Raw genomic sequence first — 22,343 nt, forward strand, 5'->3', positions numbered from 1 at the left:
AATTAGAATTTTATCGGTCTGCCTTTATCCACAGCATCGGTTCAGTCAGGCTTTTTCCTGAAGAGCTTTGCCGCGCTTCCGTCTGGCTTTGCGCAAACCGCCCATCAGAAGCGCAGCCGCATCGCCCGCTGGCATAGGCTTGCCGTAAAACCAGCCTTGCGCAGTCATCGGCGTGGTCATTTTGCGAAAATAATCGGCCTGGACTTCCGTTTCGATGCCTTCAATCACGATGCCAAGATTGTGCTGCCGCGCCATCGATATGATCTCTGGAACGATCGACACCATGTCCCCATCCGCACAGACGGTGCGCGTGAAGGCCTTATCTATCTTGATCGCATCGATATGCAGCTCGCCAAGATAGGAAAGACTCGAATAGCCCGTTCCAAAATCATCAATGTAGATCTTGTGCCCCTGTTCACGCAGCTGCCTGATACCCTCCGTCGCTTTGGAGAAATCCACCGCCGTTCGTTCGGTCAATTCAAGACCGATCTGACGGGGATCGACACCCGCGCCAGCCAATTTCCCCTGGATATTTTTCTGAAACGCGGCCGCCTGAACATCGCTTGCGGTGATATTGATATTGATCTGGATATTCCGGTTAAGGCGCAACAAATCCCCCATATCGTCCATAACCCGATCCACGACATAGGCGGTCACCCGTCCTGTCATGCCCTTTTCCTCCGCCTCGGCGATAAATACGTCAGGCGGAATCATATCACCGGTATGCAGTTGCCAGCGGAGCAAGGCTTCAAAGCCGGTGAGCTCGGCATTCTCTACATTGACAACCGGCTGATAGACCACCTCCAGCTGGCGGGCATTGAGCGCCTGGTTGAGCATGGAAGCCAAAGGGCGTTCGCGATTGTGGTAGGCGAACCAGCCAAGGCCAAGGGTCGCCCCCGCGAGCAGTCCCAGACTTGTCGCCATGAAGGATTTCCATTGGGCGGAATTGCTGGAATTATCCAACTGCGCCTTGAGAGCGACGCAGATACCCACTTCATCGTCGCAACGATATTCCTTAATTGCGTCGCTGAGCACCTCGTATTCGCCGCGGTGATTCTTGAAATCCGGGACTGGAAAATCACCTGCCTGATAATCATAGAGGCGCGCGAAGTGCTTACGTTCGGCATCGCGCATATAGACGGCAAAGCTGTACTGCCGTGACTGCAGCAGGTCGAATGCAGCCGAACTCAAAATCACATTCGCCTCGCCCCTGCCTATCACGAAGCCCCGGCTGCCCGGTGTAATCAGCGATCTTTCGCCGTACACATAGGTGCGGTCCCGCAAATTGATATCGGCAGGCGAACGCTTTGGCTGCTCGCTGACATCGCCGAGAAGCGTCGAGCAGATCAGGCGATCATCACGGAGCCGACCTATATCCTTGATATGATAGGCAGAAAAAACCAGCTTGCGCTGATAGGCAATATCTTGCGGAGAACACATTTCATAGGGCGAGAGATTGGCTGCTTCGATTGTTTCACGGGCAGAAACAGCCAGTCGATTTGCATGCATAAGCAATGAAGACATGTGGGAATTCATGTGCCGCTCTTCATCGACAATGCGAAATCTGTTTCCCATCCACTGGCCGAGAGCCGCACCGAGAAACAGCAACAGAAGCAAAATAAGCGGAACAGGCTTTAATAATTCACTGCGATCAAATCGCATATGACCCTCGCCCCTAAATAATCGTGGCGTAGCTGGTGAGTTATCACTTCTACCCGTCTAAGACGTGGTGATCCATGACGTCAGAAAACCATAGCATGAAACAAACATTGATATGAATACATGTGAAACTGTCATTAATGCTATATTAAAACTGAATACATCGCCATATCGGCAATAGTTAAGTGTTTTCTAATTAAATCTGCGGGCTTTTGGCAGCAATATGAAAAAGCCTATAAATATCAGATTAAACGGTGCGCCAAAATACAAACCGGCGCACCGTTTTCAGTGCTTTACTTCGTGTTGTATGGACCCTCGTCGAAACCGACGAAAATCTGGATATTCTTCTGATCCGCCATCGGTACGGTGATCGCCTTGTCGTTGAACACGAACTGCGTCGCGGTATCCGCGTTCGCTACCGTAACCGCCTGCTTGTGCAGTTTGGAATAGATGACCTGATCGCCCTGACGGACGGCAACACGGATCGGCATGGTGATGGTGCCGCTCTTATATTTTGGCCCGGGAACAACCTTGCCCGCCGCCGCGACGTCAATCGTCATGGTCCCGGCGCCATACTGGCAGGCGCGGGTCGTATCGGTCAGCGCCGCCTGATAGATCACCCGTGCCGGGTCCTTATCGCCGCCCTTTTCATATGTGCTGAAGAAGGCTGTGCCGTCGCGCAGCGTGACCGAGGGACAGAAGGCGCGCAGCTCGGATTCCTTGACACGCTGATCGCCGGAAGCAGCGGACGCGGTCATCGAGGAGCTTGAAGCTCCGTCGGCGGCCTTATCAGTGCCACTGGTCGTGCAGCCTGCGAGGGCTGCGAGCAAAACCGTTGCAAAGACTGGAAACAACGATGAACGATTCTGTGGTGCTGTTTGCATAAAGCGGGCTTCCCTGCACTGATCAACCTGTCTTCTACATCACGCATGCGTGTAGCGCGATGACGTTTTCCCGTTTTTTGCTCCGGAGAGCAACCCCCATCCCCGTCAACATGCTTTAAAACCTTGCGGCTTTTTTAGGGAGGCTCTATTGCATTACGCGGCTCAAAACCGCGCCGATCCGAAATGAAGGCCAAGAAATGAAATATGTAAGCACGCGTGGGGAAGCGCCGGTCCTGGGGTTCAGCGATGCATTGCTCGCCGGTCTAGCCCGGGATGGCGGTCTCTATCTGCCGCAGGATTATCCCCAGTTTTCGCCAGAACAAATCCGCGATCTGCGCGGAAAATCCTATGTGGATATTGCGCTGGCGGTGCTCACTCCCTTTGTCGACGGCGAAATCCCGCATTCGGATTTCCGTCGCATGGTGCATGAAGCCTATGGATCTTTCCGGCATGATGCGGTCTGCCCGCTGGTTCAGACCGGGGCCAATGAATTCGTGCTCGAACTTTTCCATGGCCCGACGCTCGCCTTCAAGGATGTCGCCATGCAGCTTCTGGCCCGCATGATGGACTATGTCCTGGCGCAGCGCGGCGAGCGGGCCACCATTGTCGGGGCCACATCCGGGGATACGGGCGGCGCGGCTATCGAGGCCTTCGGCGGACGCGACAATACGGACATCTTCATTCTGTTCCCGAACGGCCGCGTATCGCCGGTGCAGCAGCGCCAGATGACGTCGTCCGGTTTTTCCAACGTTCATGCCCTTTCCATCGAAGGCAATTTCGACGATTGCCAGAACCTTGTGAAAGGCATGTTCAACGACCTTCAGTTCCGTGATGCGCTGTCGCTTTCGGGTGTGAACTCGATCAACTGGGCGCGCATCATGCCGCAGGTCGTTTATTATTTTACGGCGGCTCTGAGCCTCGGCGCACCGGACCGCTCCGTATCCTTCACCGTGCCGACGGGCAATTTCGGCGATATTTTCGCGGGCTATGTCGCCAAGCGCATGGGATTGCCCATCGACCGGCTGATCATCGCCACCAATGATAATGACATTCTCTCGCGTACTCTCGAAACCGGCGCCTATGAAATGCGCGGTGTCGCACAGACCACCTCGCCTTCAATGGATATCCAGATTTCCTCGAATTTTGAGCGCCTGCTGTTTGAAGCGCACGGACGCGATGCAGCAGCTCTGCGCGGTCTGATGGCTGGGCTCAAGCAGTCCGGTGGTTTTTCGATCTCTGAGAAGCCGCTGTCGGCGATCCGCAGCGAGTTCTCCGCCGGGCGCTCGACTGTCGATGAAACTGCGGAGACAATCAAATCCGTGCTTGAAGCGGACGGCTATCTGCTCGATCCACACTCGGCAATCGGTGTGAAGGTGGCTCGCGAAAGCCAGTCCAGTGAAGCGCCGATGGTTGTTCTTGCAACAGCGCATCCGGCCAAATTCCCCGATGCCGTCAAGGCTGCCAGCGGCGTCGAACCGCAGCTCCCTGCATGGCTTTCGGACTTGATGCAACGAAAAGAAAGCTTCACAGTTCTTCACAACGACCTGAAAATCGTGGAAGAATACGTTCGCCGCCATTCGAGAGCTTAAAAAGACCGGCTCCGAGACGAGAACCAGAGCGGGAATGCAGGGAGCAGTTTGCTTATGGGTGTTGAAGTAACGCGTCTTTCCAACGGATTGACGATAGCCACCGATACGATGTCCCACGTGGAAAGCGTGGCGCTTGGAATCTGGGTCAAGGCCGGGGCACGAAACGAAGCTGCCGACAGACATGGCATTGCTCATCTTCTTGAGCATATGGCGTTCAAGGGAACCGAGAACCGCACAGCCTGGCAAATTGCATCGGATATCGAAAATGTCGGCGGCGAGATCAACGCCGCCACCAGCGTCGAGACCACTTCCTATTATGCGCGCGTTCTGCGCAATGACGTGCCGCTGGCCATCGACATTCTGTCCGATATCCTGACCGCCTCCAAATTCGATGAAGCTGAGCTGGAGCGCGAAAAGCAGGTCATCATGCAGGAGATCGGCGCGGCGCACGACACGCCCGACGATATCGTCTTCGACCGCTTCACCGAAACAGCCTATCGTCATCAGCCAATCGGACGCGCCATTCTCGGCGAGCCTGAGACGGTCATGTCTTTCACCTCCGATGACCTTCGCCAATATATGGACGAACAGTACAGCGCCGACCGCATGGTGGTGACCGCTGCTGGTGGCGTCGATCACGATGCATTCGTCAGGGAAGTTGAAAAACGTCTTGGCGGTTTTCGCGCCCACAATACGGCTCCCACGCTCGACCTCGCTCATTATGTCGGCGGCGATTTCCGTGAAAATCGCGAGCTGATGGATGCTCAGGTTCTGATCGGTTTCGAAGGACGCGCCTACCACGTGCGTGATTTCTATGCATCGCAGCTTCTTTCCATGGTCTTGGGCGGGGGCATGTCCTCACGCCTCTTCCAGGAAGTACGCGAGAAACGTGGGCTCTGCTATTCCGTCTATGCCTTCCATTGGGGCTTCTCGGATACAGGACTGTTTGGAATTCACGCTGCAACGGGCCGCGACGAACTGGTCGAACTCGTCCCGGTTCTGATCGATGAACTGCACAAGGCCGCCGACTCCATCAGCCTGGAAGAAGTGGACCGCGCCCGCGCGCAATATCGTGCGAGCCTTCTCATGTCTCAGGAAAGTGCTGCAAGCCGTGCCGGACAGGTCGCACGCCAGTTCCTGCTCTATGGTCGTCCCGTCGAAAACAGTGAACTGATGGACCGTCTCTCGCTGATTACACCTCAAAGGCTGACCGATCTGGCCGGACGGTTGTTCCTCGACAGCAAGCCCACCATCGCCGGCGTGGGTCCAGTTGGACGACTGATGAGCTTCGATGGGTTGTCGGACGCACTGTCGACCAGCGCACATGCGAGGAAAATCGCTGTTTAAGGGAATATGTGAGTAGGGGAATAGGGGAGTATGTGACATTGAGCATTTTGTTTTTCCTACTCCCTTATTCCCCTACCCCCTTACTCCCCTAACCCGTCATGATCGGCCTGCCCTTCCGTAGAAGCAATCCGACCGTCCTGCGTGGACAGCGCATTTATCTGCGCGAGCCGATGATGAGCGATTTCGCCAGTTGGGCCAGCCTGCGGGAACAAAGCCGTGCCTTTCTCACGCCGTGGGAGCCGACCTGGCCGGACGACGACCTGACAAAGAGCGCATTCCGCCATCGCATGCGTCGCTTTCAGGATGAAATAGCCGCCGGAACCGGCTATCCATTTTTTGTCTTTCGCAATGGTGACAACACGCTCGTCGGCGGCATAACGCTCGGAAATATCCGGCGCGGTGTCGGGCAGAACGGCATGATCGGCTATTGGAGCGGCGCGCCCCATGCCGGCAAAGGCTACATGACCGAAGCCCTGTCGCTGGTTATCCCCTTCGCATTCGACCAACTCCGGTTGCACCGGATTGAAGCAGCCTGTATCCCTCATAATGTGCGCTCGATACGGCTTCTCGAAAAAGCCGGATTTGAGAGAGAAGGACTGTTGCGTTCCTATCTCAAGATAAATGGCTTCTGGCAGGATCACCTGCTTTTTGCCCTTATAGAAAGCGACAAACGTATGACGGATAGCCGCATGATCAATGGCAAGGTTGGACGCTCGTGACGGGTTTTGCGGATAAGTGGCTTTTTGCCGGTGTGCGGTTTCTCGTACTCATGGTTGTTCTGGCCGTTTCGGTCATCCAGGCATCGGCCATCGAACCGATCAAGATTTCCAAGGAAGATACCGCCCTCGACCTTTCCCGCGCTGTCGAGCTTCTGCGCAACAAAGGCGAAAGCGTGCAGGTATCGACGGCCCCCGGTCCTGACGGCATCGTCCGCCGCATCGAAGTGCAGGCCGATCAAAACAGCAAGGCATCCGGCGACTGGGCCGCTTTTTCGATCGCAAATCCAACCGACGAACAGATCGACCGCCTGATTGTTGCTCCTCATTTCCGTCTCGTCGGCTCCGGCGTCATCTGGCCCGATCTTGGTTCTCCACGCATTGCATCCATCACGCCGAGCGAAGGCTTTGCGCTCGACCGCCAGCCCAGCGCCGATGCGGACGTTTTCCGCATCACGCTCAATCCGGGCAGCGTCATCACCTTCGTAGCAGAACTGTCCTCGCACAATCTGCCCCAGCTCTATCTCTGGGAGCCGGAAGCCTACAAGGACGCGGTTAATTCCTACACGCTCTATCGCGGTATCCTCCTTGGCATTTCAGGCCTGCTGGCTCTGTTCCTGACCATCCTTTTCGTCGTCAAGGGCACTTCCCTGTTCCCAGCCACCGCCGCGCTTGCATGGGCCGTTCTGGCCTATATCTGCGTCGATTTCGGTTTCTGGAACAAGCTGATGGAGATAACGCCGGGCAATGAGCAGATCTGGCGCGCGGGCACCGAAGTGGCGCTTGCCGCCTCTCTCGTTATTTTCCTGTTCACCTATCTCAATCTCAACCGCTGGCACGACCATTTCAGCTATGGCGCCGTGACCTGGGTATTGGGCCTTCTGGCCCTTGCGGGGGTTGCCGTTTTCGATCCGCCAGTGGCTTCCGGTATTGCGCGCATCTCGCTGGCGCTGACCGTTCTGTCCGGCGTCGCCATCATCGGTTATCTCGCGGTCAAGGGATATGATCGCGCCGTCATGCTGATACCGGCCTGGCTTCTCACTCTCATATGGTTGCTGGGCGCCTGGATGACGGTTTCGGGCAGGCTCGATAATGATATCGTCCAGCCTGCGCTCGGCGGCGGTCTTGTCCTGATCGTTCTTCTGATCGGCTTTACCGTCATGCAGCATGCCTTTGCTGGCGGAGCACTGCAGCAGGGCCTTCTGTCGGATATGGAGCGGCAGGCTCTCGCCGTCATTGGTGCGGGAGACATCGTATGGGATTGGGACGTGCCGCGCGACCGCGTGGTGACCACGCCGGACATCGCCAATTATCTTGGCAATACGGCCAACAGCCTGCAAGGCCCGGTGCGCAACTGGCTTCCCGCCATGCACGCCGACGACCGCGACCGCTTCCGCTCCACGCTTGATGCCATTCTGGAAAACCGGCGCGGACGCATCGGCCAGATTTTTCGGCTGCGTGCCAATGATGGCCATTATCACTGGTATGCACTCCGCGCGCGCCCGGTCATCGGTTCGGATGGCGAAGTGGTGCGTTGCGTTGGAACACTCGTCAATGTGACGGAGCAGAAAAAGGCGGAAGAACGCCTGTTGCACGATGCCGTGCACGACAATCTGACCGGCCTCCCGAACCGGGAATTGTTCCTCGATCGTCTCAGCAACGTCATGAATATGGCGCGCGGGGAAAGCAACCTGCATCCGACCGTCTTCATTATCGACATAGACCGGTTCAAGCAGGTCAATGACAGCCTGGGCATGTCGGCGGGGGACACTATCCTCCTGACGATCTCGCGCCGTCTGGCACGCCTTATGAAACCGCAGGATACACTCTCGCGCCTCTCGTCCGACCAGTTCGGCCTGCTGCTTGCCTCTGAAAGCGACCCGGGGCGCATCGCATCCTTCGCCGAAGCTCTGCGTCAAGCCGTGCGCGCGCCGATTGCCTATGCAAAGCGCGAAATCGTTCTGACGTCATCCGTGGGCCTGATCACCTGGACGAAAACGGCGACAACTGCGGAAGACTTCGTGAAGGACGCCGAGCTTGCCATGTATCAGGCAAAGCGTTTCGGCGGTGACCGCATCGAGCCATTCCGTCCGGCATTCAGAGCCATCGGCAGCGACAAGCTGCAGCTTGAATCCGATCTGCGACGCGCACTTGAACGCGACGAAATCAGCCTTGTCTACCAGCCCATCGTGAAGCTTGACGAGGGCACGATTGCCGGTTTTGAAGCACTCATGCGTTGGGAGCATCCACGTCGCGGCGCGATTTCGCCTTCGGAGTTTATTCCAATTGCGGAAAACTCCGGCCTGATCATCCAGCTTGGCCTGTTCGCGATGCAACGGGCCGCGGAAGATCTGTTTGCATGGCAGGAGCAATTCCCGAAGCTCGACCTTTTCGTTTCGGTCAACCTGTCCTCGACGCAACTCATCCGCCAGGACCTCATCAATGATGTCCGCTCGGTGCTTTCCCGCATCCATCTCAATCCGGGCAGCCTCAAGCTTGAACTGACGGAATCCGTCCTCATGGAAAATCCGGAACAGTCCACCCATGTCCTGGCTCGCCTGAAGGCGATGGGCATCGGCTTGTCGCTCGATGATTTTGGAACCGGTTATTCCTCACTCGCCTATCTGACGCGCTTCCCGTTCGATATCATCAAGATCGACCGGTCCTTCGTGAAAGGGGACCAGCCGCAAAAAGCCACGCTGCTACGCTCGATTGTGAGCATGGCGCACGATCTCGGGCTCGCCGTGGTAACGGAAGGCGTGGAGAGCGAAAGCGACGCGCTTCAGCTTCGCCAGATGGGTTGCGAATATGTGCAGAGCTTCATGTTCGGTCAGCCCACCAGCCGCGACGAGGCAACTCGCATGATCCGCGAACAACTGGATGCCGCAGCGGCTTGATTAGGGCAGTAGGGCAGTAGGGCAGTAGGGCAGTAGGGCAGTAGGGCAGTAGGGCAGTAGGGCAGTAGGGCAGTAGGGCAGAGAAGGATATGTGCGTTGCGGTCGTCCGCAAGCAAAACATATTCCCCTACTCCCTACTCCCCTATTCCCTTAACATACTGCCTTATTCCATCAAGCATGTCCTGCGTCGGAAACCAGCCGTGCCATATCGATACCCATATGGAGCATCAAACGCGAATATTTGCCCTCGATATCGCTGTCGAACAGCATGTCGAGCGGCGCATCACAGGTTAGCCAGCCATTCTCGGCAAGTTCCACTTCGATCTGGCCCGGCGCCCAACCGGAATATCCAAGGGCCATCAGGGCCCGCGACGGCCCACTGCCCCCGTAAATGGCACGCAGAATATCGACCGTTGCAGTGAGGCAGACATCCTCTGAAACCGGCATGGTGGAATCGACCATGTAATCGTCCGAATGCAGCACGAATCCGCGTGTGCGGTCGACGGGACCACCATTGCGCACCATCATATGCTGCGCACGATCCGGAAGGATAATCAGTTCGTCGTCATCGATGACCCCGATCTGGCGCAAGAGGTCGTGGAATTCGACCGGCTGAAGCTGATTGATGATGAAGCCCATGGCACCCTCATCAGAATGCGCGCAGATATAGACCACCGACCGGGCAAAACGCTCGTCGCTCATTCCAGGCATGGCAAGCAGGAACTGCCCGTTTAGAAAACCCTGCTCCTTGTTCGACGTCTTGAGAATGGTCATGATTATGAAGGTAGCAAGACTACGCAAAATAACAATGGCCATTTATTTCGAGCCCGGAATTCGAAGCGGAACCAGCTCGATAGCCAGGTGGCAGGCCATACAGGCGATTACCGTGCCCGGCGATCCGGTAATATTGGACTTGAAGCAACCATCTTTTCATTCCATCTTTCAACGATGAACATCCGAACTTTTACCTTCGCCCCACTTTTGCTGGCCTTGCTGACATTGCCAGCACTGGCCTCGACCTCCGAGTGGACCGAGACGCCCGGCGGGCGCGTGCGTGTCATTATCGAAGACAAAACCCCTGACAATGCGGCCCGCGGGGAACGGCGCGGTGCCTTGCAGATCGAGTTGCAGCCCGGCTGGAAAACCTACTGGCGCAATCCCGGCGATGCGGGCGTTCCACCCCAGATTAACATCGACGGAAACGCAAAAGCGCAGATCGACTTCCCTGCGCCGGTCCGGTTTGAGGGAGACGATGCAGGTGGCATCGGATATAAACAGCCTGTTTCGCTGCCGATAGTCTTTAACCTGACATCGGCCGACAAGCGGCTGAAGGGCCATGTTTTTCTCGGAGTGTGCGAGAAAATCTGCGTCCCGGTGCAGGCCACCTTCGACTTTCCCCTTGATAGTGATCAACAAGAGTCCTCGCCCCAGGCGATAGCTGCCCGCACGATCATCGAAACCGCATTCGACCGGCTCCCGACCCCGGCGAGCTCGGCATTCGGCATAAGCGGCGTGAAGCGCGACGGCGAGAACGCCGTCTTCGATCTGGCCGTTCCAGATCCCACCGCTCCATCGGAGCTGTTCGTTGCCAGCGACACGGTCAGGCTTTCCGATACCATCGCGGTCGAAAAGGGCCGCTTTACCGCAAAGGTGCAGGGCAAGGCGGACAATGCCATCATCGACTATACCCTTGTGCAGAATGGTAAGGCCGTTTCTGGACAAGTGACACTGGATTAGCCTTCCTGCTGTTTTTGAAATTGTCCGGCGACCTGTTATCGGTTTAACTATGCCGTCCGCGCTTCGCGGAGCGATAAAATTTGACAATAGGCAGTGGAACAGACGGCCCCTGCCCCGAGGAGAGATTAAATGACTATCAAAGTTGGCGACAAGCTGCCCGCAGCGACTTTCAAGGTAAAGACCGCAGACGGCGTCAAGGAAATGACGACCGATGAAGTCTTCAAGGGCAAAAAAGTCGTTCTCTTTGCGGTACCGGGCGCCTTTACGCCGACATGCAGCCTCAACCATCTGCCGGGCTATCTCGATAACCGCGACGCAATCCTCGCCAAGGGCGTCGATCAGATCGCCGTTGTTGCGGTGAACGATGCCTTCGTCATGGGCGCATGGGCGCAGAGCACGGGTGGCGAAGGCAAGATACTCTATCTGGCTGATGGTTCTGCCACCTTTACGAAGGCTGCGGGACTTGAGCTCGACGCGACCGCTGGCGGCCTCGGCATTCGCTCCAAGCGCTATTCGGCAATCGTGGAAGATGGTGTGGTCAAAGCCCTCAACATCGAGGAACAGGCTGGACAGGCCGTGACGTCGGCTGCGTCAGCCATTCTCGAACAGCTTTAGGCTGGAGCATATCCTCCCAGAGCGGGAACCGGCTTTTGGGAGATATGCTTGAAAACAGAATGACAGGACATCGGCTCGAGAATCTGAATTGATTTGAGCCGATGTCGAGCCATCGGGTTTTTCGTAGTAAAAAGGCGGCAACGCCGCCTTTATTCTGCAAATTCACTGCACTTTCAGCGATTTACGTCCGCCATATTTGAATGGCTCCATGCCGGCCCGGGCAAGCTCGTCAGCGCGTTCATTTTCCGGATGCCCGGCGTGGCCCTTGATCCAATGCCAGTTGACCTTGTGCGGCTTTCGCGCTTCATCGAGCGCCTGCCATAGTTCGGCATTCTTGACCGGCTTCTTGGCGGCTGTCTTCCAACCATTGCGCTTCCAACCCTCGATCCAGCCGGAAATCCCGTCGCGCACATAGACGGAGTCCGTATAGAGATCGACTTCGCACGGTTCTTTCAGCGCCGAAAGCGCCGAGATGGCTGCCATCAACTCCATGCGGTTGTTGGTCGTGTCGGCTTCGCCGCCCTTCAGTTCCTTGATATTGCCGTTCCAGCGCAGGATGGCGCCCCAGCCGCCGGGGCCGGGATTGCCCGAGCAGGCACCATCCGTAAAAGCCTCAATCCGCTTCACGCCGCTGCCCCTTGCGGCTCGAGTCCGTATTCAGCAGCGGTTTCGATCTGTCGGTGGAAGCGCATCTTGCGCACATATTCCATCGGGTCCTTCTTGACCACGAAACTGCCTTCCGGGACATTCAGCCAGTCATAAAGGCGGGTCAGCATGAAGCGGATAGCCGCCCCGCGCGCCAGAACCGGAAGCGCATCGGCTTCCGCCACGGATAGCGGGCGAACGGAATTATAACCGCGCAGAAGCGCTGCCCCCTTGGTGCGATTGAAGGAAAAATCCTTCTCAAAGCACCAGGCATTCAGGCAGACGGCAACGTCGTAAGCCAGAATATCAGTGCAGGCGAAATAGAAATCGATGAAACCGGAAAGCCTGTCGCCGAGGAAGAAGACATTATCCGGAAAGAGATCGGCATGGATCACGCCTTGCGGCAGATCCGCTGGCCAGTTCTTCTCCAGAAAATCCAGATCAGCTTCCGCCTCGCGGACAAGACCCGGTTCCACCCTATCGGCGCGTTCACGCGACAGATTCCACAACGGCCGCCAGTCGGAAAGCGTCAGGCCATTGCGGCGAAGCAGCGGGAAATCAGCGCCAGCCAGATGCATATGGGCCAGTCCTTCGCCGACAGCTTCGCAATGCTCGACCGTCGGGCGGCGCATCCACATGCCTTCGAGAAAAGTAACGATTGCAGCAGGCCGTCCGGCGAGTTCGCCGATTGTCGTGCCGTCGCGACGGACCACCGGCTGCGGACATTCGAGCCCGCGGCTGGCCAGATGCTGCATCAGGCCGAGAAAGAACGGCAGGTCTTCCCGATTGGTGCGCTTTTCATAAAGCGTCAGGATGAACGAGTCCGAAGTCGTGTGCAGAAGATAGTTGGAGTTCTCCACCCCTTCCGCGATGCCTTTGTAAGATGTCAGTGTGCCGATATCATACTGCTGCAGGAAGACGCCAAGCTCGATTTCATTGATATCCGTATAGACGGCCATGCCGCTTATTTCCCTTGTATGATCTTGGGCATTAATTTTGGAATGCCTACCACCCGGTGTTCTCCGTTGACGAATGCCATGTCCTGCACCGTCAGTTCCACATCGCGAATCTCGCGATTCACAAGGAAGTTCTCGGTTTCAACCGTGGTTTCGGCCAGTTCGATCTTCACATTGAAGCGGGCCTTGAAGGCATCGATGATCTCATCGACGATGATTTCAGGCGCTGAAGCTCCTGCCGAAAGGCCCACGACCGATATATCGCCGATGCGGTCCCATTCGATATCGGCCGCACGCTGAACCAGCATCGACATGCGCGCGCCGGCCTTCTCCGCCACTTCGACAAGACGCTTGGAATTGGAAGAGTTCGGTGCCCCGACGATTAGAAACAGATCGCAGCCCGGCGCGGCGGATCGCACCGCATCCTGCCGGTTGGTCGTGGCATAACAGATCGATTCGGCTGCCGGAGCCGAAAGGTTTGGAAAACGCGCCTGCAATTCTTCGATAATGCCTGCCGTGTCGTCGACTGAAAGCGTCGTCTGGGTCACGAATCCGAGATTGTTCTCGTCATCGAAATGGCAGTTGCGCGCATCCTCCACCGTTTCGATCAGCGTTACCGCGCCATCGGGCAATTGCCCCATGGTTCCGATCACTTCCGGATGGCCGGAGTGACCAATCAGGATCACATGGCGGCCAAGGCGTTGATGGCGCATGGCCTGCTTGTGCACTTTGGAAACCAGGGGGCAGGTTGCATCGAGATAAAAGAGGTTCTTTGCTTCTGCATCCGCTGGCACGGACTTCGGCACGCCATGGGCGGAAAAGACCACCGGCTGGTCGCGGTGTTCTGTGGGAATTTCGTCCAGTTCTTCGACAAAAATCGCGCCGCGAGACTGCAAGCCCTCGACCACATAGCGGTTATGTACGATTTCATGGCGAACATAGACCGGTGCACCATATTTCTTCAGCGCCAGCACGACGATCTGGATTGCCCGGTCAACCCCGGCGCAAAAGCCGCGGGGGCCGCAAAGGCGGATTTCCAGTGGTGGTCGTTGATCGGTCATGAAGTATGCTCGCTAGTTCGGCGTGGCTTAACATCTAAGGTCTGTTGAGATTCGGTCTATGAAGAGCCGAAAATGATGTGGTTTGAGAACCGGAGCGGAATGTACCTGAAGGTACCTGAGCACCGGAAGCGAAAACCGCGCCATTTGCAGGCCGTCAGAAACCGATATCAACGGACCTTCACGGAGTTGGGCCGCAACGCGCCCATTGTCAACCCCTACTGGCCTTTCGATAACGCCACAGCCACGTCCCGACAACCCCTATCAAGGCCAGAGCAAGACCGTACCATGTCGCGGCATATTGCAGATGGTTGTTGGGAAAATCGATGATCGTCACACCGCCGACTGGCAATCCCCCCGGATTGGGCTTGCTGTCGGCGTCGATAAAGAAGGGCACGACCTCATCCAGATTTGGCAGGTCGGCACTTTCCGCCATGGCCGTCCAATCCTTCCAGTAGAAAATATTCTTGGACGAATCATTATCGGGGAGAAAGAAGCCCGGCTTCGCCGACAAGGGATCGCGCGCCAGCCCGGTAACATTCACCGGGCCGTCAATCTGTCCTTCAATGCGCGTTGAAGGGTCTTTCTTCTCATATGGAACGAAGCCGCGATTAACCAGCACGAAACGTCCGTCTTCCAGCATCAGCGGCGTATAGACATTATAGCCTGCGCCCCCCTCATGGGTGGCCAGAAAATGCCGCTCGCCCTGATGCATGAAAGTGCCGGAGACCGTTACCGGGCGATATTCGACAGAACCTTCCTGCTTGTAGACCTTTTCCATCTCCGACAAGGGCAGTGGTGGCTCGTGAATGCGCTGCTCCGTCGATGCAATCAGCGCTTCCTTCCACTGCAAACGCTCAACCTGCCACGTGCCGAGCACCAGCAGAATGACGAGCGCTATGGCGGATGCGATCACAATACCCCAGGGAAAGCGGCGTGACTGCTGTATTTTGGTCATTTGCCGTCATCCTGTCGACCGTCTATGCGGCCGGGAGCTGCTTTGTTGCGATACTGCATATTGATGAGAATGCCCTTTGCCCACCGCATGGCCACGAGGCTGAGAATGATCGCAAGCGGCACCCACAGGATGAAATGCACCCAGAGCGGCGGTCCAAAGTTGACTTCCATCCACAGTGCAAGACCGACAACGATGAAACCGATGATGAGGATGACGAACGCCGCTGGGCCGTCGCCGGAATCGGCAAAAGAATAGTCCAACCCGCAAGCCGAGCAGCGCGGAGCGACTTTCAGGAAACCATCGAACAGCTTCCCCTCGCCGCAACGCGGGCAGCGGCCAGCGACGCCGCTCTTGATGGGATCGACCGTGGGATAGGTATTCTGGTCCGGCATCCGATTTCCCCTTGCATCATTCAATAAACAAAAGGCGGCCATGTTGCCAAGGCCGCCTCCAAAACTGCTGATCCTACGGATTAGCCGCCGTGCATGGGCGCGCCCCAGCCACCCCATACGTAGATGGCAAAGAACAGGAACAGCCAGACCACGTCAACGAAGTGCCAGTACCAGGCAGCGGCTTCGAAACCGAAATGCTGCTTCGGCGTGAAGTCACCCCCAATGGCACGCACAAGGCAGACCAAAAGGAAGATCGTGCCGATGAGAACGTGAAAACCGTGGAAACCCGTCGCCATGAAGAAGGTCGCGCCGTAGATCGAGTCCTTGAACGCAAACGGAGCGTGAATGTACTCATAGGCCTGCACGAAGGAGAACAGGACACCGAGAGCAACCGTGATCGCCAGACCGGTGATCATGCCCTTGCGGTCATTGTGCAGCAGAGCATGGTGTGCCCATGTCAGCGTCGTGCCCGAGAGCAGCAGGATAACGGTGTTGTAAAGCGGCAGATGCAGGGGATCGAGAACCTCGATGCCCTTCGGAGGCCAGACACCGCCGGTGAAGGTGGCGCGTGCAACCTGATGTGCTTCGTTCGGAAACAGGCTCGCATCGAAGAACGCCCAGAACCAGGCAACGAAAAACATGACTTCCGAAGCGATGAACATGATCATGCCGTAGCGCAGATGCAGCGATACGACACGGGTATGGTGCCCCTCATGTCCTTCCTTGATCGTATCCGACCACCAGCCGTACATGCAGTAGAGCACAATCGCGAGGCCGATGAAGAAAATCCATGGCGTCACCACGTTGAGGCCAAAGAACGGCAACTCACCGGCATTGATGTAACGCATCCAGGCAATACCGCCTACGGCAAGCACGAATGCACCCACGGAGCTCAGGAACGGCCAAGGGCTGGGCGCGATAATATGATAGTCGTGATTTTTCTGATGGACGTCAGCCATGTCTCTCCCCGTAAATCCCCTTAGGGGCTCCTCTCTCGTACCTTCATGCTTAAACCCCGGAAGGGGTTCCAAGCAAGTCTGTCTGTGACAAGCGGTATCTCGTATCAGAATAAAACCGCTTCATTCTTTTGTCTTTGCGGCATTATGCGCCGCATGAGCGTTTCATTATTCATTCGAAACGCTCAATATTTTCAGTTCTTCCCATCTTGTCCGAAAACCGTTTCGCAATTTTCGGAATGCGCACCAGCGTCAGCTTCCATTGCTTGAAGTTTCGGCCTTCGCATTTGCCACCGGCTTCGGCTTTTCGATCGGAAAGAATGTATAGGATAGCGTGATCGTCTTCACGTCCTTCAGATCGGGATCGTTGACGATCTCCGGATCGACAAAGAACACAACCGGCATTTCCATGTCTTCGCCCGGCTTCAGGGTCGTGTCCGTGAAACAGAAGCATTCGACCTTGTTGAAATAGGCTCCCGCCCGACCCGGCGCGACGTTGAAGCTCGCGCGGCCATAAGTCGGCTCATCGAACAGGTTGCGCGCTTCATACTTGATCATCGTCGTTTCGCCGATGCGAACCGTGACCTCGCGCTGCACGGGCTTGAAATCCCATGGCAGCCCATTGGCTGTGTTCGCGTCGAAACGCACCTTGATCGTCTTGTCGAGAATGGTATCGGAATATTGCTCCACGCGCTGTGTCGTGCCGCCATAGCCTGTCACCTGACAGAAAATGCGGTACAGCGGCACGGAGGCATAGGCTGCACCAATCATGCAGACAAAGAAAGACAGGCAAGCAAAAGCAATCGTCGCGTTGGAACGCTGTTGCTTCCTCAACTTTTGATCCTTCTCGTGCAGATCAGGCATATTCCCCTCCAATTTTCCTCCCGGAACAGCCTGTCAGAGAGGCCGTACCAGAATATTGGCTCCCAGTTTCGCAATCGTGCCGACATAGACAAGCAGCACGAACAGCGCCAGAGCGATTGCCAAGCCCCAAGAGCGATTGCGCTGGGCTTTCTTCTGCTGTTCCGTTGGAACGATCAGTTCCAATTCGCTGTCCAACGGCTTCTGTACGGCCTTATCCATTAGAGCACTCCAAAAGCAGCCAGTGCCTTGACGGCAAGTGTTTCAACAAGCAGCACCGCAAACAGTCCCGACAGGTAAAGCAGCGAGAAGCGAAACAGCTTGCGGGCGGCCGCCAGCATTGCAGGCTGCGATCCGGCAGCCCACAGGCGCCATGCATAATAAAGGAAAGCCAGTCCGAGCAGCGTGGAAACCGCGCCATAGACAGGCCCTGCAAAGCCGAGCACCCACGGGAGGACGCCGACCGGAGCCATAATGATGGAATAAAACAGCGCCTGGCGACGGGTTGAAAGCTCGCCCTTTACGTTCGGCATCATCGGAATACGCGCCGCTTCATAATCATTGGCCGAGAACAGGGACAGCGCCCAGAAATGCGGCGGCGTCCACAGGAAGATAATCATGAACAGGACTACGCTGTCCCAGGTGATTTCGCCGGTCGCAGCGGCCCAGCCGATCATCGGAGGAAATGCGCCAGCGGCACCGCCGATAACGATGTTCTGCGGCGTCGAGCGCTTCAACCACATCGTATAGATGACGGCATAGAAGAAGATCGTGAACGCCAGCAATGCGCCCGCCAGCCAGTTGACCATGAGGCCGAGCGTGATGACGGAGAATGCGGAAAGCGTCAGCCCGAACGCCAGAACCTGATTGGGTGCTATAACGCCTGCAGGAATGGGGCGGTTACGCGTACGCTTCATCACCGCATCGATATCGGCGTCGTACCACATGTTCAGCGCACCGGATGCACCGGCGCCGACCGCGATGCACAAGATACTGATGGCAGCAAGGACAGGATTCATATGTCCCGGCGCGACCACAAGACCGACCAGCCCGGTGAAGACCACGAGGGACATCACGCGGGGCTTCAAAAGAACAAGGTAATCGCGCGCGGTCGCCTCTGAGAGAGCGAGTGCGTCATCGGTACCTGCGTTTTTTTCCACCAGAGACATCTTAACTTCAATAACCTCGAGTTCACCGGTCCGAACCCGCGCCCCTACAGCGCAGACCGCACCATCATAACAATGTCCTCCCGGAAACCATTCTATTCCCGCCGGAAATGCCCTGTTTGATGGCCGATTTTTTCGGCTACCGGCGACGGGCGGAACAGAATGCCGCCCGCCCATAGCACATTTTGTAAAGAAGGGCGAAGTCTTTTCCCGACTCCGCCCCATCGCACGATTACTTGATGCGCGGCAGCTGTTCCCACTGGTGGAACGGAGGCGGCGACGACAGCTGCCATTCCAGCGTGGTTGCGCCCTCGCCCCATGGGTTTGCGCCGGCTTCACGCTTCTTCGCGAATGCCTCGAAGACATTGTAGAGGAAGATCAGGACGGCGAAGCCTGAAATATAGGAGCCGTAGGAGGACACCATGTTCCAGCCTGCATAGGCATCCGGATAGTCGATGTAACGGCGCGGCATGCCAGCAAGACCTAGGAAGTGCTGCGGGAAGAAGACCAGGTTCACACCAACGAAGGTGACCCAGAAATGCAGCTTCGCCGTGAACTCATTGTACATGTAGCCGCTCATCTTCGGGAACCAGTAGTACCAGCCCGCGAAGATCGCAAACACCGCACCCAGCGACAGCACGTAATGGAAGTGGGCCACGACGTAGTAGGTGTCATGCAGCGCGCGGTCGAGACCGGCATTGGCGAGCTGAACGCCCGTCACACCACCGACCGTGAACAGGAAGATGAAGCCGATCGCCCACAGCATCGGTGCCCGGAAGGTGATCGAGCCACCCCACATCGTCGCGATCCAGGAGAAGATCTTGATACCTGTCGGAACCGCGATGACCATCGTGGCGAACACGAAGTAACGCTGCGTGTCGAGCGAAAGGCCGACCGTATACATGTGGTGCGCCCAGACGACGAAACCGACGACACCGATGGCGACCATGGCATAGGCCATGCCGAGGTAACCGAAGATCGGCTTGCGCGAGAAGGTCGACACGATGTGGCTGACGATGCCGAAGCCCGGCAGGATCAGAATGTACACTTCCGGATGCCCGAAGAACCAGAACAGGTGCTGGTAGAGGATCGGATCACCGCCACCATCCGGCGTAAAGAAGGTCGTTCCGAAGTTGCGGTCGGTCAGCAGCATGGTGATGCCGCCTGCCAGAACCGGCAGCGAAAGCAGAAGCAGGAACGCCGTCACCAGCACTGCCCAGGCAAAGAGCGGCATCTTGTGCAGCGTCATGCCCGGCGCGCGCATGTTGAGGATCGTGGTGATGAAGTTGATCGCTCCGAGGATCGACGATGCGCCAGAGATGTGGATTGCCAGGATGGCGAAGTCCACGGCCGGTCCGGGCTGACCCGAAGTCGACAGAGGCGGATACAGCGTCCAGCCGCCGCCAGGCCCCCAGCCGCCTGCCGGACCCGGCATGAACAGCGAGATGAGCAGCAGCAGCAGCGCAGGCGGCAGCAGCCAGAACGAAATGTTGTTCATGCGCGGGAAAGCCATGTCCGGCGCGCCGATCATCAGCGGCACCATCCAGTTGGCGAAACCGCCGATCAGCGCAGGCATGACCATGAAGAAAATCATGACCAGGGCATGTGCCGAGGTGAACACGTTGAACATATGCTTGCCGGCATCGAGAGCCGCATCGCCCTCAACACCGTAAACCATCTGTGCCAGACCGTGGAAGATCTGGATGCCCGGCTCCTGGAGTTCGGCGCGCATCGCGATGGACAGCGCGCCGCCGATGATACCGGCGATGATTGCAAAAATCAGGTACAGGGTACCGATGTCTTTATGATTGGTCGAGTATACCCAACGAACCCAGCCGTGAGGCTTGTGGTCGTCGTGGGCACCATGCTCGTGAGCTGCTGTGCCAGCCATGGAATTCGCTCCCGTTTTTCAACAGTCTTGGCGTTCGGGATCAGAGACCCGCCGCAGCCACCTTATCGTTTGCGCCACCTTCGACAGCGGCCTGAAGCGCCTTGTTGGCGCCATTCAGATCCGATCCCGCAGCGGCGATCCAGGTCTGATACTGCTCCTTGGAGACAACGCGCACGGCGATTGGCATGAAGCCGTGATCCTTGCCGCAAAGCTCCGAGCACTGACCGTAGTAAAGGCCTTCCCTGTCCGCCTTGAACCAGGCTTCGTTGATACGGCCCGGGACAGCGTCCATCTTCACGCCGAAGGCCGGGATCGTCCAAGAATGGATGACGTCGGCAGCAGTTACGAGAAGACGAACCGTTTCGCCAACCGGAACCACGACTTCGTTGTCGACGGCCAGGAGACGCGGATAGCGGGACTTGTCTTCCTTGCCGGCAGCGGCGCGATCACCATCCTTCAGAAGGAGGGAATCAAAGCTCACCGGATTATCGACCTGATACTCGTAACCCCAGTACCACTGGTATCCTGTGGCCTTCACCGTCAGCGTCGGATCTTCCGGCGAATATTGCGCCGTCAGAAGCTGGAAAGACGGGACCGCCAGGAACAGAAGAATGATCACGGGCCCGATGGTCCAGATCACTTCAATAGCGGTATTATGGCTGGTTTTGGACGGCTCGGGGTTTGCGCTTGCGCGAAAGCGAAGCACGACCCAAACCAGCAAAAACAGAACCAGCAGGGTAATCGGAATAATGAACCAGAGCGTATAACGCTCAAACCAATGAATCTGTTCGGCAATCCCAGTCGCTGCGTCCTGAAATCTCCATTCCCAGGGACGGGGCTGATCCGCAAAAGCGGCACCAGTCGTCCACAGCACTGCAAGAGCGCCGCCGAAGGCGCCCTTCGTTGTGGCAACAATCTTATCCACCAGAACTCTCTCCCTTTTCGCCCTTTCGAGCTGGACGCCGGACGCTAAAGACGGCCGCATCCCCCGTCGGCGTTCAAACCACACCTTAGCGCACACCGCAAGGAAGGCGAATATGTTCCTGTGCGGCATTTTTGCGCGCAGCCGCGCGAAGAATTGCGAATGTCCCGGATTATTCGGCCTGGCGGAGTTATTCCAGCCCACCACGAAAACTTTGGAAAACCGCACGAAACCCTTAATGAAGCCATGATTTGACAAGACGCTTCCTTTAACGTGCCGCGTGACAATCGATGCAACAGACGGTATCACCGTTGCTATGATGGCCAGGACAGAGAAACGCCGGTCGCGGCGCTTTTCATGGCCAATGCAGCGCGTTAACGTCCCGGTGATTCGATCTGGAGATTTCATGACTTTTCGCATGCTTGCCCGCCGCACGATCAGCCAGCGCCTCGCAACACTAGCAACGGGCGCCAGCATGGCGCTTGCCATTGCTACGCTTCCTTCGCTTGCCCAGCAGGCACCGGCGCAGTTACAAACCCCACAGGAGGCACCGGCTGCGCAGTCGCAGGCGGCTCCGTCCAGCCCGCAGCAGAGCGGCAAGCTCAAGTCGCAGCACGGCGCATGGTCCGTTCTCTGTGACACGCCCGCTGGCGCAAAGACGGAACAGTGTGCGCTGATCCAGAACGTGGTCGCTGCAAAGCGTCCGGAACTCGGCCTTTCGGTTGTCGTTCTCAAGACGGCTGACAACAAGGCCCGCATTCTTCGTGTTCTGGCGCCGCTTGGTGTCCTGCTTCCCAATGGCCTTGGCCTCAATGTCGACGGCAAGGACATCGGTCGCGCCTATTTCGTCCGCTGCTTCGAAGACGGCTGCTACGCCGAGGTGATCCTTGAGGATGATCTTCTCAAGACGTTGCGCTCCGGCAAGGCTGCGACCTTCATCGTGTTCCAGACACCGGAAGAAGGGGTTGGCATTCCCGTCGATCTGAAGGGCTTCGGCGAAGGCTTCGACGCCCTGCCCTGATCACAACTGCGATGACCGGTTGTTCTCAACCGATTTAAGGCTTACATCCTGCAGCAAACACATGCTGCAGGAT

General features: G+C 57.0%; 21 protein-coding genes. 7 read left to right on the forward strand and 14 right to left on the reverse strand.

Going from position 1 to position 22,343, the window contains the following annotated elements:
* Positions 1–45: 45 nt before the first annotated feature.
* Positions 46–1,662, reverse strand: coding sequence for an EAL domain-containing protein (locus ACOWVS_RS21485; RefSeq protein WP_075042462.1), 1,617 nt, complete (start codon positions 1,660–1,662; stop codon positions 46–48).
* A gap of 290 nt (positions 1,663–1,952) precedes the next feature.
* Complete coding sequence (locus tag ACOWVS_RS21490; protein WP_022567762.1) at positions 1,953–2,543, reverse strand: hypothetical protein; 591 nt, start codon at positions 2,541–2,543, stop codon at positions 1,953–1,955.
* Positions 2,544–2,740: 197 nt separating this feature from the next.
* On the opposite strand from ACOWVS_RS21490, the gene thrC reads away from it, so the two are divergent.
* The 4 genes from thrC to pdeA all read left to right on the forward strand — a co-directional run bounded on the left by thrC (position 2,741) and on the right by pdeA (position 9,092).
* Complete coding sequence (thrC, locus tag ACOWVS_RS21495; protein WP_022569817.1) at positions 2,741–4,132, forward strand: threonine synthase; 1,392 nt, start codon at positions 2,741–2,743, stop codon at positions 4,130–4,132.
* A 54-nt stretch (positions 4,133–4,186) separates the two neighbouring features.
* Entirely contained in the window at positions 4,187–5,479 is a 1,293-nt protein-coding gene (locus tag ACOWVS_RS21500) for a M16 family metallopeptidase (protein ID WP_006470696.1), read from the forward strand.
* Positions 5,480–5,577: 98 nt separating this feature from the next.
* Complete coding sequence (locus ACOWVS_RS21505; protein ID WP_006466245.1) at positions 5,578–6,198, forward strand: GNAT family N-acetyltransferase; 621 nt, start codon at positions 5,578–5,580, stop codon at positions 6,196–6,198.
* Positions 6,199–6,248: 50 nt separating this feature from the next.
* Complete coding sequence (gene pdeA, locus ACOWVS_RS21510; RefSeq protein WP_085982942.1) at positions 6,249–9,092, forward strand: phosphodiesterase PdeA; 2,844 nt, start codon at positions 6,249–6,251, stop codon at positions 9,090–9,092.
* 171 nt (positions 9,093–9,263) lie between these two features.
* On the opposite strand, the gene ACOWVS_RS21515 is transcribed toward pdeA, so the two are convergent.
* Positions 9,264–9,866: a YqgE/AlgH family protein gene (locus ACOWVS_RS21515; protein ID WP_075042466.1), complete on the reverse strand. Its 603-nt coding sequence runs from the start codon at positions 9,864–9,866 to the stop codon at positions 9,264–9,266.
* Between the two features lie 174 nt (positions 9,867–10,040).
* Between ACOWVS_RS21515 and ACOWVS_RS21520 the strand changes: the two genes are divergently transcribed.
* Complete coding sequence (locus tag ACOWVS_RS21520) at positions 10,041–10,829, forward strand: protein-disulfide reductase DsbD domain-containing protein (RefSeq protein WP_006470693.1); 789 nt, start codon at positions 10,041–10,043, stop codon at positions 10,827–10,829.
* Positions 10,830–10,958: 129 nt separating this feature from the next.
* Positions 10,959–11,444 (forward strand): peroxiredoxin, encoded by a 486-nt coding sequence (locus ACOWVS_RS21525; protein ID WP_006466242.1) that lies wholly within the window; start codon positions 10,959–10,961, stop codon positions 11,442–11,444.
* Between the two features lie 162 nt (positions 11,445–11,606).
* Here ACOWVS_RS21525 and rnhA read toward each other — a convergent pair whose 3' ends face one another.
* The 11 genes from rnhA to coxB all read right to left on the reverse strand — a co-directional run bounded on the left by rnhA (position 11,607) and on the right by coxB (position 21,252).
* Positions 11,607–12,071: a ribonuclease HI gene (rnhA, locus tag ACOWVS_RS21530; protein WP_006470692.1), complete on the reverse strand. Its 465-nt coding sequence runs from the start codon at positions 12,069–12,071 to the stop codon at positions 11,607–11,609.
* The gene (locus ACOWVS_RS21535; protein ID WP_006470691.1) at positions 12,068–13,048 is read right to left on the reverse strand and encodes a homoserine kinase; all 981 of its coding nucleotides are present in this window, start codon (positions 13,046–13,048) and stop codon (positions 12,068–12,070) included. The genes rnhA and ACOWVS_RS21535 overlap by 4 nt, the downstream gene beginning before the upstream one ends.
* Positions 13,049–13,053: 5 nt before the next feature.
* Complete coding sequence (gene ispH, locus ACOWVS_RS21540; RefSeq protein ID WP_075042460.1) at positions 13,054–14,106, reverse strand: 4-hydroxy-3-methylbut-2-enyl diphosphate reductase; 1,053 nt, start codon at positions 14,104–14,106, stop codon at positions 13,054–13,056.
* 208 nt (positions 14,107–14,314) lie between these two features.
* Positions 14,315–15,061 carry an SURF1 family protein gene (locus ACOWVS_RS21545; RefSeq protein WP_075042459.1) on the reverse strand — a complete coding sequence of 249 codons (747 nt, stop codon included), beginning with the start codon at positions 15,059–15,061 and terminating at the stop codon, positions 14,315–14,317.
* Positions 15,058–15,453, reverse strand: coding sequence for a DUF983 domain-containing protein (locus tag ACOWVS_RS21550; protein WP_075042458.1), 396 nt, complete (start codon positions 15,451–15,453; stop codon positions 15,058–15,060). Before ACOWVS_RS21550 ends, ACOWVS_RS21545 begins: the two co-directional genes overlap by 4 nt.
* An 80-nt stretch (positions 15,454–15,533) precedes the next feature.
* Positions 15,534–16,412 (reverse strand): cytochrome c oxidase subunit 3, encoded by an 879-nt coding sequence (locus ACOWVS_RS21555; RefSeq protein WP_006470687.1) that lies wholly within the window; start codon positions 16,410–16,412, stop codon positions 15,534–15,536.
* Between the two features lie 249 nt (positions 16,413–16,661).
* Positions 16,662–17,273: a cytochrome c oxidase assembly protein gene (locus tag ACOWVS_RS21560; protein ID WP_021586113.1), complete on the reverse strand. Its 612-nt coding sequence runs from the start codon at positions 17,271–17,273 to the stop codon at positions 16,662–16,664.
* A gap of 33 nt (positions 17,274–17,306) precedes the next feature.
* A complete protein-coding gene (locus ACOWVS_RS21565) occupies positions 17,307–17,492 on the reverse strand; it encodes a hypothetical protein (RefSeq protein WP_025091929.1) in 186 nt (61 codons plus the stop codon).
* Positions 17,492–18,439, reverse strand: a complete 948-nt coding sequence (locus tag ACOWVS_RS21570; protein ID WP_075042457.1) for a heme o synthase — start codon at positions 18,437–18,439, stop codon at positions 17,492–17,494. The genes ACOWVS_RS21565 and ACOWVS_RS21570 overlap by 1 nt, the downstream gene beginning before the upstream one ends.
* Before the next feature lie 229 nt (positions 18,440–18,668).
* Positions 18,669–20,327: a cytochrome c oxidase subunit I gene (gene ctaD, locus ACOWVS_RS21575; RefSeq protein ID WP_006466231.1), complete on the reverse strand. Its 1,659-nt coding sequence runs from the start codon at positions 20,325–20,327 to the stop codon at positions 18,669–18,671.
* A gap of 40 nt (positions 20,328–20,367) precedes the next feature.
* Complete coding sequence (gene coxB / locus ACOWVS_RS21580) at positions 20,368–21,252, reverse strand: cytochrome c oxidase subunit II (RefSeq protein ID WP_025091927.1); 885 nt, start codon at positions 21,250–21,252, stop codon at positions 20,368–20,370.
* A gap of 403 nt (positions 21,253–21,655) precedes the next feature.
* Between coxB and ACOWVS_RS21585 the strand changes: the two genes are divergently transcribed.
* Positions 21,656–22,270, forward strand: a complete 615-nt coding sequence (locus tag ACOWVS_RS21585; RefSeq protein ID WP_006470683.1) for an invasion associated locus B family protein — start codon at positions 21,656–21,658, stop codon at positions 22,268–22,270.
* Positions 22,271–22,343 lie beyond the last annotated feature (73 nt).

This window comes from Brucella sp. IR068, assembly GCF_049065885.1.
Classification (GTDB): Bacteria; Pseudomonadota; Alphaproteobacteria; order Rhizobiales; family Rhizobiaceae; genus Brucella; species Brucella intermedia.

Bases quoted from the DNA above. Each gene is read 5' to 3' on its own strand.
- ACOWVS_RS21485 (WP_075042462.1), bottom strand. From the start codon at position 1,662: ATGCGATTTGATCGCAGTGAATTATTAAAGCCTGTTCCGCTTATTTTG.
- ACOWVS_RS21490 (WP_022567762.1), bottom strand. From the start codon at position 2,543: ATGCAAACAGCACCACAGAATCGTTCATCGTTGTTTCCAGTCTTTGCA.
- thrC (WP_022569817.1), top strand. From the start codon at position 2,741: ATGAAATATGTAAGCACGCGTGGGGAAGCGCCGGTCCTGGGGTTCAGC.
- ACOWVS_RS21500 (WP_006470696.1), top strand. From the start codon at position 4,187: ATGGGTGTTGAAGTAACGCGTCTTTCCAACGGATTGACGATAGCCACC.
- ACOWVS_RS21505 (WP_006466245.1), top strand. From the start codon at position 5,578: ATGATCGGCCTGCCCTTCCGTAGAAGCAATCCGACCGTCCTGCGTGGA.
- pdeA (WP_085982942.1), top strand. From the start codon at position 6,249: ATGGTTGTTCTGGCCGTTTCGGTCATCCAGGCATCGGCCATCGAACCG.
- ACOWVS_RS21515 (WP_075042466.1), bottom strand. From the start codon at position 9,866: ATGACCATTCTCAAGACGTCGAACAAGGAGCAGGGTTTTCTAAACGGG.
- ACOWVS_RS21520 (WP_006470693.1), top strand. From the start codon at position 10,041: ATGAACATCCGAACTTTTACCTTCGCCCCACTTTTGCTGGCCTTGCTG.
- ACOWVS_RS21525 (WP_006466242.1), top strand. From the start codon at position 10,959: ATGACTATCAAAGTTGGCGACAAGCTGCCCGCAGCGACTTTCAAGGTA.
- ACOWVS_RS21535 (WP_006470691.1), bottom strand. From the start codon at position 13,048: ATGGCCGTCTATACGGATATCAATGAAATCGAGCTTGGCGTCTTCCTG.
- ispH (WP_075042460.1), bottom strand. From the start codon at position 14,106: ATGACCGATCAACGACCACCACTGGAAATCCGCCTTTGCGGCCCCCGC.
- ACOWVS_RS21545 (WP_075042459.1), bottom strand. From the start codon at position 15,061: ATGACCAAAATACAGCAGTCACGCCGCTTTCCCTGGGGTATTGTGATC.
- ACOWVS_RS21550 (WP_075042458.1), bottom strand. From the start codon at position 15,453: ATGCCGGACCAGAATACCTATCCCACGGTCGATCCCATCAAGAGCGGC.
- ACOWVS_RS21555 (WP_006470687.1), bottom strand. From the start codon at position 16,412: ATGGCTGACGTCCATCAGAAAAATCACGACTATCATATTATCGCGCCC.
- ACOWVS_RS21560 (WP_021586113.1), bottom strand. From the start codon at position 17,273: ATGCCTGATCTGCACGAGAAGGATCAAAAGTTGAGGAAGCAACAGCGT.
- ACOWVS_RS21565 (WP_025091929.1), bottom strand. From the start codon at position 17,492: ATGGATAAGGCCGTACAGAAGCCGTTGGACAGCGAATTGGAACTGATC.
- ACOWVS_RS21570 (WP_075042457.1), bottom strand. From the start codon at position 18,439: ATGTCTCTGGTGGAAAAAAACGCAGGTACCGATGACGCACTCGCTCTC.
- ctaD (WP_006466231.1), bottom strand. From the start codon at position 20,327: ATGGCTGGCACAGCAGCTCACGAGCATGGTGCCCACGACGACCACAAG.
- ACOWVS_RS21585 (WP_006470683.1), top strand. From the start codon at position 21,656: ATGACTTTTCGCATGCTTGCCCGCCGCACGATCAGCCAGCGCCTCGCA.